We start from the raw sequence: 14,937 nt of genomic DNA, 5'->3' as shown, positions 1-14,937 counted from the left end.
AAATTCCAACTCTCATGGACCGGAGGCTAGCCGTGTGGGTTTGAAAACACAACGGACGCGAGGGATGATGGAGATGTGACCCCGAACCCGAAGCAGGGCGAGAAGTCGGTTCCGCACCCCGAGGTGCCCGCCCGGCCGTGCTCCGTGGCCGCCGCGCTGCACCTGGTCGGCGAACGCTGGGCCCTTCTGGCGATCCGTGAGATCTTCTACGGCAACCAGCGCTTCGACCGGATCGTCCGCAACACAGGCGCCCCCCGCGACCGCCTCGCCGCCAGACTGCGCGCCCTGGAAGAGGCGGGCGTGGTCGAGCGCCGCGCCTACAGCGAGCGCCCACCGCGCTTCGAATACCACCTCACGGAGGCCGGCCGCGATCTCGCACCGGTCCTGCACGCGCTGCTGACCTGGGGTGATCGCTGGGCGGTGGACACTCCGCCGGTCGTCTTCCGCCACCGCGGCGGGCCCGGCGCCGAGCACGACCTCGATCTGGCGTCGTCGACGTGCCGGACCTGCGGTGAGGAGGTCGGGCCGGAAGGTCTCACGATCGAGGTGCGGGCGCCCGGATGGGATCGGGCCGGGCCGGTCGAAGACTCCTGAACTCGGCAGCGATCAGGAGGGCAAGGGGTGCCTTCGGGCCGTCGTCCCCGAGCCGGCCGGGCGGGCCGCCGTGTCGTACGACGCGGGCTCCGGCCGGCCGGCCATGTGCCCGGAGCCGTCGGTCCGGGCGGCGAAGGCCCGGCTGGAGCGGACCGGCGTGGATCCGGTGGAGTCGGCCGGCCGCTGGCGGCATCTGCTCGCCTGAGCGGCCCCCGGCCGACGGCGGGCATCGACCGCCGGGGCCGGATCGGAAGCAGGGGGCCGAGGAACGGAGCGCCGGCGGACATCGCGATCCAGCGTCTGATCCGCGCGTATCCCGGTCTCCACCCGGCTTTCCCCCGGGCGGCCGAGACGAGTGCCCCGCCGGACTGATGCCGGACCCCGCCGGTTCCTCGATCCGGGCTCCCGCGCGCCGGCGGACGTGCCGGGGCGCGAGCGGCCGGGGCCCCGCGCCTTCGTCGGCCGCCCCCGCGCCGGCGGGGGGCGGCCCTGCGGCCACGGTGGAGCACCGGCCGTTCTCGATGGGCGCGCGGCCCCAGGCGGCAGTTGCGTACTTCAGGCCTGGTCCCGAGCCGGAACCTCAGCGGTTGGTCAGAGCGCGGTCCAAGAGAGGGAGCAGACGGTCCCAGTGGCGCTGCAGCCCGGAGGCGCTGAAAGCGTCGGTGTCGGACATGGTGAAGCCATGGATCGTGCCGGGGTAGATCTCGGAGGTGTGGCTGACACCCGCGGCACTGAGAGCCTGGTTGAGCTCGCCGAGGGCCTCGGTCGTCATGTCGCCCTCGGCGTGGCCGAGGTGGACTTGGGCGGTGAGTCCGGAGAACAGGCCGGGCCCATCGGCGCCCACGGGGCCGTGGAATGCGGCGACGGCGGCCACCTGGCCGGGGTGGGCGGCGGCGGTGCGCATCGCCAGGAGACCGCCGATGCAGTAGCCCGTCACCGCGACCGGGCCGGCGCCGACCTCGGGCTGGGCGGTGAGGAACCTGACGTAGGCGTCGGCGTCGCTCAGAACACGGTCGGCGGTGTGCGCCTCGATCAACGGCATCAGCCGGGCGAAGATCGCGGGTCGGGCCTCTTCTCCGATGTGCCCGGGCAGCTCGATCACCGGTGCCGGGCCGTGCCGGTAGAAGAGGTTGGGGACGAGCACGTAGTACCCGTGCCCGGCCAGTTCGAGGGCCATCTCCCGCAGCACGGGCCGGATGCCGAAGCCGTCCGCGTACATCAGCACCCCCGGGTGCCGTTCGCCACGGTCGGGGAAGGCGGCGAACGCGTCGGCCCGGCCGTCCGCGGTGGGGATCCGCAGTGTCCTGGTGGGCATGAACTCTCCTGTCGTGGTTGATGTGTCGAGCCTGTGATCAACCCGAAGGAGGCGGAGCCCGCGCGGCCGCGCGGGATCCCCGATCGAACGGCGGGCCCGCAGTGGCCCGTTCGGCGCTCAGGGCAGCACCGGGTCGCCCATCCGTGTGTGGCGCGATGCCGTCCCGGTAGTCATCCTCACAATGTAGTCCACAGCCTGATCATCTGGTGCGACAAACTGACCGCAAGCGACGGGCCTGGGGCCGTGACCGGCGAGATGGTCACCGAGCCGGCCGGGGGAGTCCCGGTCGTCGGCACCCCACTGAGCCGGCGGTGCGACCCGGCCGCGCCCCCGGCCGGGCCGGGAACAAGGCGCGGGCCCCCGCCTGCGCGGGTACCGCCCGGTCACTCCCGGCCGGAAAGAGGAGCGCGCAGCTCCACACGGAGCCGGATGGACGCGTCGATGGGCAGCCCGAACTTCGCATGACGCAGCTCCGCCGCACGCGCGGCGATGAGGTCGAGGTCGTGCAACTGGCGCCGCAGCTCAGCGATCAGTGCCTCGTCCGGGTCGGGAGGGTCCTGCTCCTCCTGCTCGGTGAGGTACTCACGATGCTGGTCGACGGCGTCCACGGCCCGGCTGCTCGCCCAGACGGCGAAGTCCGCGCACCCGAAGAGATACGCATGCGCTGCGAACAGAACCGCGGCCGCGGCGGCCTCGTCCGCGTCGTCGGGCCCGTCCTGGCCGTCGTTGTGGCAGTAGTCGCTGAGCATGTACTCGGCCACACCCCGGTTGACGGCGGCGAACGCCGTCGAATCGCCCAGGGCGCCCTCCCGGACCGAGTTCAGGAGCGGACGCAGCCCCGTGGTGAACGGTGCCTGTTCGTCCTCAGGCAGGGCCTCGCGCCGGCTCATCAGCCGCTCCGCGACGCCGGCCGCGAAAACGCTCCGCTCACTGGACGACGCGGCCTCCAGGCGCCCCTTCACCAGCGTCGAGAGTTCCTGCCAAGCACCCATTCGAGCCACCCCCGAGTCGAGATCCCAGTGTGCTCACGCCCGCCCCGGGGATCATCCCACCCACCGCTGACAACGCCTTGGGCGGTCCTCCGGCGAGCGGCGAGCCGGCTCTCGACACCAAAGAGGCGGGCCCGTCCGCACCACGCCTGTCAGGGACACGGACCGGCAGCGCCAGACCACCGGACCACTCGCCCGCGTCCCGTCCCTCCGCTGCCCAGAACACTTCCGGAACCAGCGGCACCCCCGGCCCTTCCGCCCCGAACCGGGCAACCACCGAACCGGGCAACTACCGGGCCGGGGCGGCGGGGGCCGGGGTCGGGAGGAGTTCTTCCACACGGGCGAGGGATCCGGCGCGCGGAGCGGCGGCCGGCCGAGGCGGGCCTCCGCCGGCTTCGGCCGCGCCCGACGCCTCGCCGCGCCCGACGCCTCGCGGGCCCGCCGGCAAGCGCCCTTCCGCCGTCCGTACAGTCTTCGACCTCGTCACCGCCGGACGCCCGCGAGCGGACGCACTGAACGGGTCCGACGCCGGCCGGCAACGGACCCGTCCGCCCAAGGAGCGGAACGGTCCGCGCGTGGGGGACGAGGACGACGCCCCAGGAGCGGGGCCGCGCCGCTGGTCGGCGGAGGTCATCCGGGACAGGATCCTGCGGGCGGTCCCGGCCGGCTGCCGGAATGCGTCCCCGTCGGTCCCGGTGGACGTGTCGCCGGGCGCCTGCCGGCCGGCACGGCCAGGAGGGCGACGGCGGCGACGGCAGTGGCCAGCGCGAAGGCCGCCGCGTAGTGCGAAGTGCCGATCAGGGCCCCGGCGAGCGGCGGAGTCAGCGAGGCGATCAGGTTCTGACCGGTGTTCTGGACGCCCAGTGCGCGGCCGGCCCAGTGGGGCCCGGCCAGCTCCGCCGTGGAGGTGAAGGACAGGCCGTTGGTGCTGCCGGCCAGACCGCAGGCGACGACCAGGACGACGGCGGCGGGCCATGAGGGCCAGTGGGCGCAGAGCGCGAGCAGGGCTGTCAGCGCGGCGGTCGCTGTCGCCAGTCGACGCATCGGGCGCAGACGGCTGCCGACGCGGTCGGACCATGTGCCCGCCCCGATCCGGGCCATCGCCCCCAGCAGTTGGCCCAGCGCCATCAGCCGGCCGGCGCCGGCCGGGCTCCAGCCCAGCGCGTCGATCAGGAAGACCAGGCCGAAGGCGCTGATGGTGAACTGCGGCCAGACCAGCAGGGCGCTGGCACCGTGGATGCGCCACAGGGCCGGTGTCCGGTACGGGGACGCCGGTTTGCCGGTGAAGGCGTTGGTGGCGGGCCTCGCGGGCCGCGGCGGATCGCTGACGTACAGCGCCACCGCGAGGGCGACGGCGCCGGTCAGGACGGTGGTGAAGAGCAACACGCCCCGCACCCCCCACCGGTCGGCGAGAAGCGGGACGGACAGGGCGGCGATGCCCATGCCCAGCGGGGTGGAGGTCTGCCGCACGCCCATGGCCAGACCGCGCCGGCGATGGTCGAACCAGCCCATCACGACGCGACCGCTGGCCGCGTACACCGACGCGCCCGCGGCGCCGGCCAGGAAGAACGTGACACCCAGCGGCATCGGTCCATGGACGAAGACGCCCGCGAGCAGGGCGAGGGCCGACAGGGTCAGTCCGCTCAAGAGCACGACGCGTTCCCCGTAGTGGTCGGCTGCGGCTCCCCAGGCGACGAGGGCGACGACCAGACCGAGGGTGGGCGCGGCGATGACTCCGCCGGCCTGTGCGAGCGAGAGGTGATCCTCCGTCCTCAGCGCCGGAACCAGGTACGGGACGCCGTAGACGAAGACGCACGCGGCGGTCTGCGCCGTGGTGCCGAGCGCGAGCATCAGCCAGCGCTTGCGGCCGATGTCCATGGTGGCCGGGGGCTCTATGTCTTCCTGCATGGTCGGCTGCCTTCGTCCCGTCGCGGATGCCTCGGCGCAGTGGTGTCCGGCCCGCTGTTCAGCCAGTGCCCGGAGGCTCCCGCCCCCCTGCGTCATGCCCCGGAGCTTAGGACGGATTCCCTGATGCTGGTCAAAATGTGATACGCATTGTCTCTCATGGTGAGACATCGTTCGGAGTGATGGAGACGGCCCCCCCCCGCGTGGGCCCGGCCGGAGTCCGCCCGGGGCGGTGGCCGGGTCTGCGTGGGGCGAAGGGGAGCCGGGGCGTGGTGTGCTCGGTCGGTCGGGCTGACGGGACCCGAGCGGAGCCGGCCGGCCGGACAGCACGTCGTCTCCTGGCCGCCCGGCCGCCCGGCCCGGAGACCGGAACCGGCCCGAGCGGCACGGCGAACACGAGGCTCACCGTGACCGTCGGATCCGGCCGGCCCCCACCGGCGACCTGCACCCTCACCGTCCAGCAGGGACGACGAAGGGGAGGCCGCCTGTCGGGGTGGCCTCCCCGCTCTGCCGGGGAGGCCGCGTGGCGCGGCCTCCCCGGACCCGTCCCACGGATCAGAAGGCGAGGGTGAAGGCGTCGAGGGTGCCGGTGTCGAACCGGTAGACGTCTCGCACCCGCAGCGTCCAGGTGCCGTTCGCGGGCTCCGTCGAGGCGTCCACGGTGTAGGTGGTGTGGATGCCCGAGGACGAACCGACGCCGCCGGCCTTCCTCAGGATGAAGACGGCGCCGCTCGGGCCGACCAGTTCGACCGCCAGGTCGGCGGTGTGGCTGTGGCTGATGTCCACCTTCACCGGCAGTGCCGCCGGCGCCTTGCCCTCGCAGCCCTCCTGGGTGACCGAACGGGAGACCGCCTCCCCGGCGTCGGGGATGGCCACCGGAGTGGTGTTCGACTTCGCACCGCACTTCGCGGGCGGGGTGCCGCCGCCGATGAACGACACGTTGAGCAGCTTGTTGGGCGAGTTGCTCCCGGCGTTCTTGATCGCCCCGTCGGTGGCACCCCCGACCAACGCGTTCCGTGTCGCCTGCGGAGTGGCTCCGGGGTTGGCCGCCAGGTAGAGCGCGGCCGCGCCGGCCACGTGCGGCGTGGCCATCGACGTACCGCTCATGTTCGACGTACTGCCGTTGTTGAGCCCGAGCGAGGTGATGTTGTTGCCCGGGGCGAAGAGGTCGGTGCAGCGGCCGTAGTTCGAGAAGGACGCGCGAGTGTCCGTGTTGTCGGAGGCGTTGACCGTGATGGCCTCCGGTACGCGCGCCGGGCTGGTGCCGCAGGCGTCGGTGCCGCTGTTACCGGAGGCCACCGCGTAGACGACGCCGGCCGCGACGGACCGCTTGAGCGCCTCGTCCCCGACCCCGACCTGGTCCATGGTCAGGCTCATGTTCGCCACGGCGGGCTTGACGGCGTTGGCCGTCACCCACTCGATGGCGTCCACCGTCGCGGAGTCCGGTCCGGTGCCCTGGCAGGTCCCGCCGATGACCTTCAGGGCGACGAGCTTCGCCTTCTTGGCCACGCCGTAAGTCCGGCTGCCGATCGTGCCCGTGACGTGCGTGCCGTGGCCGAAGCAGTCGGAGCCGCCGCTGCCGACGAAGTCCTTGCCGATCGAGGCCCGCCCTTCGTACTCGGGGTTGTCCGGCTTGATCCCGCTGTCGAGGACATAGGCGGTGACGCCCCCACCGGTGTTCGGGTAGGTGTAGGACTTGTTCAGGGGCAGGGCCTTCTGGTCGATGCGGTCCAGCCCCCACGTCGGGTTGGACTGCGTACCGGCGGCACGCGTGGTGCCGTCTTCGTAGACGGCGGCCACCGCGGGATCGGCCGCCAGCCGCCGCGCCTGCTGCCCGGTCAGGCTCCGCGCGGAGAAGCCGCGCAGCGCCCGGCTGTAGGTCGAGCGGACCTCACCGCCGTAGCGCCGGGCGAGGGCCGAGGACTCGGCGATCGCCCCGGCGTCCTTGAGCACCACGATGTACTGCTCGCCGTAGTGCTCCCGGGCCGGGATCACGGTTCCTTCGGGCCGGGCCGCGACGGCCGGCGCCTCAAGGCCGAGTCCGAGGCCGAGGGATATCGTCGCGGCCGCGACGAGGAGTCTGCGCATGCTCTTGCTCCACCTGTCCGCTCAGAGGGATCACGGCGCGGGATCCGCGCCGCGGACGGTGGACGCTCGCCACCGACGGCTCACTGTCGGGCGCGGCTCGCCAGGTGAACAAGCGGGGTATCGATCCGTAGTGTCACCCGACCAATGCGGCCGGCCACCTTCCGGAGCGGTCGCGCGGGTTCCGCTCGCCGCGGGGCCGATCTAGACTCCGGTCCACTCGGGCCGGACGGGCCGGACGGCGCGGCGGCGGGCTCGGCGGACCGGATCGGGGGCTGACGATGGGTTCCAGGATCGTGGCCGGAACCGGCTCGCCGGTCCTCGTCGGCCGGGCCGCGGAGCTGGACGCACTGGTGTCGGCCGCGCAGTCCCCGCCCGCCGTGCTCCTCCTCGAAGGCGAGGCGGGAGTCGGCAAGACACGGCTGATCGAAGAGTTCCTGGCGCGCCCCGAACTGGCCGGGCACCGCGTCCTCGCGGGACGCTGCCAGGCGTCGCGGGAGCCGTTCCCGTACGGTGTCGTCGTCGAAGCCCTGCTGAGCGCGGAGAACCGGCTGCCGGCCGCGGTGCGGCACAGCCCCCTGTTCGGCGTCCTGGGCCGCCACTTGCCGGAACTCGTACCGCAGCTGCCGCCGCCGCCCGAACCCGCCGGTGACAGCCGCGGCGAGGCGCACCGTCTCTTCCGCGCCGTACGCCGGCTGCTCGCCCTGCTCGGTCCGCTGGTGCTGGTGGCGGAGGATCTGCAGTGGGCCGACGACGGCTCCCGGCGTCTGCTGCGGTATCTCATGAGTGACCCGCCGCCGCAAACGGTGGTACTGGTGACGTACCGGCCGGAAGAGTCGCCCGGCGGCACGCCACTGGGCCGCGCGCACCGGCCGGCGCCGGGCCGGACGAGTATCCGCGTCCGGCTCGACCCGCTGGACGCCGGTGACGTGCGGCGTTTGGCGGCGGCGCTGCTCGGGGAGCCGGATGTGTCCGCGGAGTTCGCGGCCTCGCTGCACCGGTGCACGGCCGGTGTACCGCTGCTCGTGGCGGAGACCGTGGACGCGCTGCGCGACACGGGGGAGGTCGCCTCGGCGGATGAGGCGGCGGCGCGAAGGCTGCTCGACGCCGCCGGAGTGCCCGCCTCGTCGCGGGAGATGGCGGCCGAACGCCTCGGGGCGCTTTCACCGGCCGCCCGGCGGGTCACCGAGGCCGCGGCGGTACTGGCGGAGCCCGTGCCGGCCGGCGTGCTCGCCGCCGTCGCCGGTCTGGACGCCGCGCGGGGCGGGCGCGCGCTGGACCTCGCCCTGGAACGGGCCGCACTGATCGAGACCGCCGGATTCTGCTACGGCTTCCGGCACGACCTCGCACAGCGGGCGGTTTACGGGACGATTCCGGGGCCGCGCCGGCAGGAGATGCACCGCCGGGCGGTGCGCGCACTGCTCGGGCAGCGGCCCGAACCCTGGGCGCGGCTCTCCGAGCACAGCCGCAGGGCGGGCGACCCGGCCGGCGCCCTGCGGTTCGGCGAGGCCGCCGCCGACCGGGCGATCGACGCCGGCGACCCGGCCACCGCGATCGGGCTGCTGCAGGCCCTGCTGGCAGCGCCGGACCTCGGCCTCGCGACCTCCGATGTGGACCGGCTGGCGGCGAAGCTCGGCGCCGTGGCCGCCAACGGCGTCTCCCAGACCGAGGTGCTCGGCACCCTGGAGGGCCTGCTCGCCGACGGCCGCCTCTCCCCGGCACTGGCCGCCGAGATCCGGCTCGGACTCGGACTGCTGCTGGTCCGGCAGGCCGACGGACTCGAGGCCGCGCGCGTGGAGATCGAGGTGGCGCTCACCGGTCTCGGACACCGGCCGGACCTCGCGGCGCGGGGCATGGCGGTCCTCGCCCTGCCCTTCATCGGTGCGACACCGCTGCGTACGCATCTGCCGTGGCTCGACCGGGTGGAGGCCCTCATCAGCGCCACGGACGATCCACGGCTGCGGCTGACACTGACGGCCAACAACCTCTGCTCCCGGCTGCACACCGGCGATCGCGGTGCCTGGGCGGTGCTCGACGACCTGCCGGCGGACGCCGGCACACCCGAGGAACGGCGCCAGCTGGCCCGGCTCTACTGCAACGCCGCCGACGCGGGCGCCTGGACCGGGCACCACCGCTGGGCCCGCAGCCTGCTGCGGCGCGGCTCGCGGCTCGCGGCCGGCTCCGGAAGCCCGTACGTGGTGAGCACCGCGAGAACGACCGGCATGCACGTCGACTGGCTGGAGGGCGCCTGGAACGGCTTGGAGCAGCGTGCGACGGCGCTGCGGGAGGAGTACCGGGACCTGCTGCCGGTGGCCAGTGAACTGTCCCTGGTTCTCGGCCTGCTCGCGGCGGCCCGGGGCGCCTGGGAGCGCGCCGCCGGGTACTGGGCGGCGACCGGAGTACACCAGGCGGACAACGCGGTCACGCCGGTGGCGATCGCCGCGCACGGCGGGATGGCCGGCGTGCTGCTGGCCCAGGACGCCGCCGGGCCGGCGGCCGCCGAAGCCGATCGGGGCCTGGAACTGCTGCGGACCAAGGGAGTCTGGGCCTGGGCGGGTGACCTCATCCCGGTGGCGGCCGAGGCGTACTGCCGGGCCGGCCGCCCCGCCTCGGCGCACGCGCTGCTCGCCGAGCTGGACCGGGAGACCAGCGCCTTGGCCGCGCCGATGGCCCGCGCCGCCCTGGCACACGCCCGGGGGATCGTCATGGCCCACGAGGGCGAACCGGAGGCGGCCGCCCGGTCCTTCGAGCAGGCCCGGGCACAGTACGAGCGGCTCCCCGCGCCGTACCCGGCGGCCCTGACGGCCGAACGCCTGTCGCACTGCCGCCTCGATCAGGGTGACACCGAGGCAGCGGGCGCCCTCGGTGTCCTGGCTGATGCCTTCGCCGCGCTGGGGGCGCCCCGGGACGCCGCCCGCTGCCGCCACGCCTTCCGCTCCACGGGCGCCGTCACCCCGTCCCGGCGGGGCCGCCGCGGCTACGGGGACGAACTGTCCCCCCGCGAACACGACGTGGCCCGCCTGCTCGCGGACGGGCACACCAACCGCGAGATCGGAGAGGCACTGTTCCTGTCGGTGCGGACCGTGGAGCAGCATGTGGCGAACGTCCTGCGCAAGCTGCGGGTTCGCTCGCGCACGGAGGTCGTCGCCATCGCGCCGCGCGATCGGCCTCGGCCCGTACCCGACGAGGCGTGATGAGTGACCGCGGCGACGGACTCCGGCGCCGCCCCGCCCGCCCCCCGAAAGCCCGGGGTCGCGCACTCCGGGGGAGCGTTGCCGGTCATGGCCGGGCCTGGCCGGGTCGGTCCGGCCCTGGACCAAGTCCGGTTCGATGAGCGAGCGGTCCCGGACGGTCGGCGCGGTGCGCCCCGGGCTGCCGCCGGTATCGCGGCGGCGTTCGGGCGGGAGCCGGACGCGTATGCGCTGGAGGAGCTGTCCGGGCCGGTGGACCGGTGGACACCGGTAGCCCGGTCGTCGAGGCGGCCGCCGCCACGGTCCGCTCCTGGTGGGGGCTGGCGCCTTCGGCCCGGATGAGGTGTTCCCGGCGCTGACGGGGGGCCTGGACCGGTGCCGGGTGCCCGGCCTATCGGCTGCCGAAGTCGGGAAGCGTGATCGAGCCGTCCTCGGCGAGGGGGAACCCGGAGTTGTGCGCGATCTCCCAGGCGTGGCCTTCCGGGTCGGTGAAGGTGCTGGAGTAGAACCCGATGGCGTTGACGGCCGCGGGTCTGGTGACGGTCCCGCCGGCCCGCTCCGCCACCGCGAGCAGGGCATCGACCTCCGCCTCGGACCGCACGTTGTGTGCCAGGGCGATCCCGCCGTAACCGGTCGCCGGTCCGGGCTCCAGACCGCAGTCCTCCGCGAGTTCGTCCCGATCCCACAGGACGAGCCCCAGGCCGCCCGCCTGGAAGAAGACAGTTCCCTCGACTTCTTGCCCCTGCCAGCCCAGAGCTTCGTAGAAGCCCTTGGCGCGAGCGAGATCGCGGACTCCTGGCGTGACCAGAGTGATGCGCTGTTCCATGCGGTCACGGTAGTCCGCCCAGAGGGCCCGGCTGCGGACAGTGGGCCCGGCCGGTTCCCGCCCGAAGCCGGAACCGGCCAGGCGACGCGGGGCGCCCGGGCAGCGGTTCGCTCATGCGAAACCGAAGCGACACGCCGGTACAGGCGCAGGGCGCGGAAGGCTGTGAGCCGCTCGGGTCGGGTATGGCGCTCGGCCGGGCCACGACCGGGCGCGGCATGGTCATGGCCCCGAGCCGCAGGCGCCTCGCCGTGAGAGCGGTGGGCGGCCGTCGCCCAGGAGCCGGCCGTGCACGTCCCGGCTCGGTCGGCCATGACGCAGGCACCGGCTGGCTCACCGTGTGCCCGCAGTGGTCGGCCTGGGCGGTGAAAACGCGCCTGGAGCAAGCCCGAGTCGGTACGGTCGTCGACGAGCCGGCCGACCGTACGAGTCGTCCGCGCCCTGCGGATTCCGGCGCCCGGCCCGGTCCCGATGCCCAGCCGGCCGACGCCGGCCCGGCGTCCGCCACCGCGCCCACCGGGCCGGCGCTCACCCGCGCCGCTGCGCCGCAGAGCCAGAAGCAGCGGTAGACGTCCAGGTACGTCTGCCCGGACCGCGTACCCGTACCAGCCCGGCCGCCGCCTCTCCCGCCCACGCCGCCCGCCGCGTTGCCACCTTCGCTTGCGGGGATCAGGACCAAGTGGGCCTTCAGCACCGTCAACTCCTCGGCCGCGTACCGTCGCCGGTGCCAGGCCGATAGTCTGACCGACATAAGAGACGGCATCGTGTGGATAGGCGCGCACCACCACAGCCCTTCACCGGCCGTGCCCGGCATGCCCGGCGGCATCTCGCCGACCCTGGCCCGGGGCGTGGATACGGATGAGTTTCTCATCAGCCTGGGTGCCGACCTGGACGAGCTGGCCGCGCGCGTCCCGTGCATGCCCTCCCTTCACCTCAACCGTGCCATGTACGGCACGTGTGGTGAGTGGACGTACGTGCTGGAGGACTGGGGCATGGCAACCTGGGTGACCGGCTACCAGGGCAAGGTCGAGTCGATGCTCCCCGGCCAGGGCGAAGAGATCCTGTGCCTGACGGCCAACCGTTCCAGCCCCCCGGCCCTGATCATCCACGCGGTCGATACCTGCGCGTACCGGTCTGACTTCGGTACCGACACCGGGCAGGGCTCGGCTCTCGATGCTTCCCTCAGCGCCGCGGGCGCGGTGTACCCGTCGATGCCCGAGGCCAGCGAGGCAGAGGTCGCCGCGTACTTCAAGGAGCACGGTGAGCGCCTGCCCGAGCCGGTCTTCACCGCCGTGGGCGCCTACACGGGCGTGGCCGTCGACCGGGACGCCGCGAAAGCCGGCGACCTTCCCGGCGTCCTCATCGCCCGGCCTGACCACTCCGCGTGGACCAGACCGGCCCCTGCCCTGATCGCAGGGCGGGGGCCGACGCCGCTGAGACCGGAGAGCCTACCTCGCGGCCGGCTTGCAGATCACCGGCTGACCGCCGTCGGTGCCGTACGCGCAGGTGCCACCGTCGTCCATCCACGTGTCCAGCCAGTACGGATCCTTGTCCATGATCCGCATGTCCCGCATGAACGTCGCGAAGTGGTCGCCTATGGACTCCCCGGTGCCGTTCAGCGAGAACAGGTGGACCATGCTGCCGAGCTTCTTCGCGTAGGTGCCGATGCACGCCGCACCCGTCAGTGTGGTCCCGCCCGGGAGCAGAGCGGGGTTCAGACCCCCCTCAGCGGACGACACGCCGCCGCTGTTGTAGGAGGTGCCGAACGCGAACTCGTCACAGTGCAGCGCGTCGGCCGCGTCCACCAGGGCGGAGGCGTCCAGCGACCACTGGTAGCCGGTCATGAACTGTCCGACGGGCTCCCACCGGTCGGGTATGGATGAGCTGGCCGGGCGGTTCTCGGCGGGATCGAGGCGGTGCTCCGGATCTGCCTCCTGATCTGGAGCGGCTGCTGGTGGTGGAGCTCTGCCTGGAGCTGTCCCTGACCCGGGTGAGGGAGGAGATCACCCGCCGGCAGGCCGAGGCCGCAGCCGCCGCTGTGGCCGCTGCGCGCCCGGCCGCCCGGCCGGAGCCGGCGCCCGGGTACCGGCTGGAGCGGCTGCGGGACGCCGCCCGGACCCCGGTCCGGATCCACCGGGCCGACCGACTGAACGACTTCCCCCCTGAGCGGCACGTGCCCCAGCCCGTGTGCCACCGCATCGAACTCGCCCAAGGCTTCGGCGGCGAACTCCCGATGTGACCCGAAGTCCGCCACATCATGCGCTACCCGCGCCTGCCCACGGTCCTCGCCGCCCACTGCCCCCCACCCACTGCGGCGGCCGGCTCCCCACCCACTGTGGCAGTCGCTGAACTTGGCAGGGTGGCCAGAGGGACTTCGACCGTTGTGAAGCGGAAGCGCTGTGCTGGCTCCCGCCATCGCGCTGGCTGGAGGCGCGGCATCCGGTTCACCCTGTAGGAGCGCGAACCGGGGCTCGGCGGCATGAGCGAGGCCCCTGTGGCCGGAGGGCCCGCTACTCGACCCTGGGGGCCACGCGGCTGGTCATGAGGGCACTGAAGTGCCGCTCCTGGTCTTGCTCGAGGAAGGTGATCGAGCTGGTCGCGTGTCCGTCGGCGCCGATGAGCACGAAGAGGTCCGGACCGAGCGGGCGGATCTCGTGCCGTGCCGTCACGGGTGTGGCGCCGGCCAGCCGGGCCATGGTCACGCTCTCGTTCCGGGGCTCGTTGGTCAGCCACAGCCGGCCTTCACCGTCGCGCGTGACCTCGAGCAGGGACTGCCGGGTGGAGTACCGTCCCAAAAACGGCCTTGGGTCGGCCACGCGGACCTCGACGCCGGGCGTGGGAAGGGAGGCAGCGGCCGGCATGCCGGCCAGTTCGGTGAGGACCAAGTCCAGCAGGTGTCGGGCGACTTTCGCTCCGGTGTCCGCATTGGTCAGAACGACTGCGGCGAGGTTCTGGTCAGGGACGATGAGGAGCATGGTGGCCACGCCGGGACAGCCGCCACCGTGTTCGGCGACTTCTGGTTGCGGTAGGTGCCACCCCAGTCCCTGATGCGTCGGGGCAACCGATGATTGACGGTGCCGGACTTGTGGTTGCAGCGTGAGGGCCACCGAAGGCTCGGAAAGTATCCGAACGCCGTTCGCCGACGCGCCGGAGAGGAAAAGGTTCCCCAGCCGCACGAGACCACGGGCGGACATGGCCAGCTGATTGCCGGCGGCCGGGTTCGACGGGGGCATCAGGGCCCAGTGCCGCGCCGGGATCAGTGGGCCGGATGGTGTGGGACGCACATGCCCGATCGCCGTCCGAAACGCCAAGGCCTGGTCCGCCGAGAAGGCCAGTTCGTCGATGCCCAGCGGCTCGGCAAGGTGATGCCTGAGGGCTTGCTCATAGGTAGTGCCGCGCAGAACTTCGACGAGTCGGCCCAGGGTGCCGAAACCAGCGTTGCAGTAGGAGAAGCGTTGCCCCGGACGGCTGTGCTGCGGCGCCAGGGCCACCAGATCGCGTACGAACCGGTCGAGGGCGTCGGGGCCCGAGGTGGTGGGTTGCCACAAGTCGCCCTCGAAACCGCCAGTGTGTGTCAGGAGATGACGGACCGTGACTTTCTCACTCGCTGCCGGGTCGGTAGTACGGAACTCGGGCAGGTAGGTCCCGATGGGCTGATCGAGCTGTACGAGACCCTCGTCGACGAGTTGCATGACCAAGGCGGTGGTGAAGATCTTAGTGATGGACTGGATCTGGAAAAGGGAGTCGGGCGTGACGGCAATCCGAGTCCGTGTGTTGAGCACCCCGCAGGTGGCCTCCACGGAGTGACCACCAGACGACAGGGCGACCGACACTCCAGGCACTTCGTGCGTGTCGGACAGGCGGGACAGTTCCGTCTCCAGCCAGGTCTGCAGGCATTGCGGCTTCACCATGTCCTCCTTGGTTGATAAGCGGATCACGCCCCCTGATCGGGCGTGGCCGAGTCCAGTGTGGGGCCGGCCGGGAGAGAGGCCCTGGCAGGTCCGGCCGGTCGGCGCCCCGGCTCGCACCGAAACG

The 14,937-nt window shown here is 73.0% G+C and carries 11 protein-coding genes; 4 read left to right on the top strand and 7 right to left on the bottom strand.

Going from position 1 to position 14,937, the window contains the following annotated elements; genetic code table 11:
• The first annotated feature begins 75 nt into the window (after positions 1-75).
• Both NX801_RS13625 and NX801_RS13620 read left to right on the top strand, forming a co-directional pair.
• Positions 76-594, top strand: coding sequence for a winged helix-turn-helix transcriptional regulator (locus tag NX801_RS13625; RefSeq protein ID WP_258787932.1), 519 nt, complete (start codon positions 76-78; stop codon positions 592-594).
• A gap of 70 nt (positions 595-664) precedes the next feature.
• Positions 665-799 (top strand): hypothetical protein, encoded by a 135-nt coding sequence (locus NX801_RS13620; RefSeq protein WP_258787930.1) that lies wholly within the window; start codon positions 665-667, stop codon positions 797-799.
• Between the two features lie 375 nt (positions 800-1,174).
• On the opposite strand, the gene NX801_RS13615 is transcribed toward NX801_RS13620, so the two are convergent.
• The 4 genes from NX801_RS13615 to NX801_RS13600 form a co-directional block, all read right to left on the bottom strand.
• Complete coding sequence (locus NX801_RS13615; RefSeq protein ID WP_258787928.1) at positions 1,175-1,909, bottom strand: dienelactone hydrolase family protein; 735 nt, start codon at positions 1,907-1,909, stop codon at positions 1,175-1,177.
• A 383-nt stretch (positions 1,910-2,292) separates the two neighbouring features.
• A complete protein-coding gene (locus NX801_RS13610; protein WP_258787926.1) occupies positions 2,293-2,901 on the bottom strand; it encodes a hypothetical protein in 609 nt (202 codons plus the stop codon).
• A gap of 627 nt (positions 2,902-3,528) precedes the next feature.
• Positions 3,529-4,806, bottom strand: coding sequence for an MFS transporter (locus NX801_RS13605; RefSeq protein ID WP_258787924.1), 1,278 nt, complete (start codon positions 4,804-4,806; stop codon positions 3,529-3,531).
• 552 nt (positions 4,807-5,358) lie between these two features.
• Positions 5,359-6,891 (bottom strand): S8 family peptidase, encoded by a 1,533-nt coding sequence (locus tag NX801_RS13600; protein WP_258787923.1) that lies wholly within the window; start codon positions 6,889-6,891, stop codon positions 5,359-5,361.
• 278 nt (positions 6,892-7,169) lie between these two features.
• On the opposite strand from NX801_RS13600, the gene NX801_RS13595 reads away from it, so the two are divergent.
• The gene (locus NX801_RS13595; protein ID WP_258787921.1) at positions 7,170-10,082 is read left to right on the top strand and encodes a helix-turn-helix transcriptional regulator; all 2,913 of its coding nucleotides are present in this window, start codon (positions 7,170-7,172) and stop codon (positions 10,080-10,082) included.
• Positions 10,083-10,470: 388 nt separating this feature from the next.
• Here NX801_RS13595 and NX801_RS13590 read toward each other — a convergent pair whose 3' ends face one another.
• Both NX801_RS13590 and NX801_RS13585 read right to left on the bottom strand, forming a co-directional pair.
• Positions 10,471-10,905, bottom strand: coding sequence for a VOC family protein (locus tag NX801_RS13590; RefSeq protein ID WP_258787919.1), 435 nt, complete (start codon positions 10,903-10,905; stop codon positions 10,471-10,473).
• Positions 10,906-12,350: 1,445 nt separating this feature from the next.
• On the bottom strand, positions 12,351-12,746 hold the full coding sequence (locus tag NX801_RS13585) for a hypothetical protein (protein WP_258787917.1): 396 nt from the start codon (positions 12,744-12,746) through the stop codon (positions 12,351-12,353).
• A gap of 110 nt (positions 12,747-12,856) precedes the next feature.
• Between NX801_RS13585 and NX801_RS13580 the strand changes: the two genes are divergently transcribed.
• Positions 12,857-13,141, top strand: coding sequence for a hypothetical protein (locus tag NX801_RS13580; RefSeq protein WP_258787915.1), 285 nt, complete (start codon positions 12,857-12,859; stop codon positions 13,139-13,141).
• Positions 13,142-13,412: 271 nt separating this feature from the next.
• Here NX801_RS13580 and NX801_RS13575 read toward each other — a convergent pair whose 3' ends face one another.
• Positions 13,413-14,813, bottom strand: coding sequence for a serine hydrolase domain-containing protein (locus NX801_RS13575; protein WP_258787914.1), 1,401 nt, complete (start codon positions 14,811-14,813; stop codon positions 13,413-13,415).
• Positions 14,814-14,937: the final 124 nt, after the last annotated feature.

The sequence above is a fragment of the Streptomyces pyxinae genome (assembly GCF_024756275.1).
Classification (GTDB): Bacteria; Actinomycetota; Actinomycetes; order Streptomycetales; family Streptomycetaceae; genus Streptomyces; species Streptomyces pyxinae.
The sequence above is the reverse complement of the archived record's forward strand: the minus strand, read 5'-3'. Positions and strand labels throughout refer to the sequence as shown.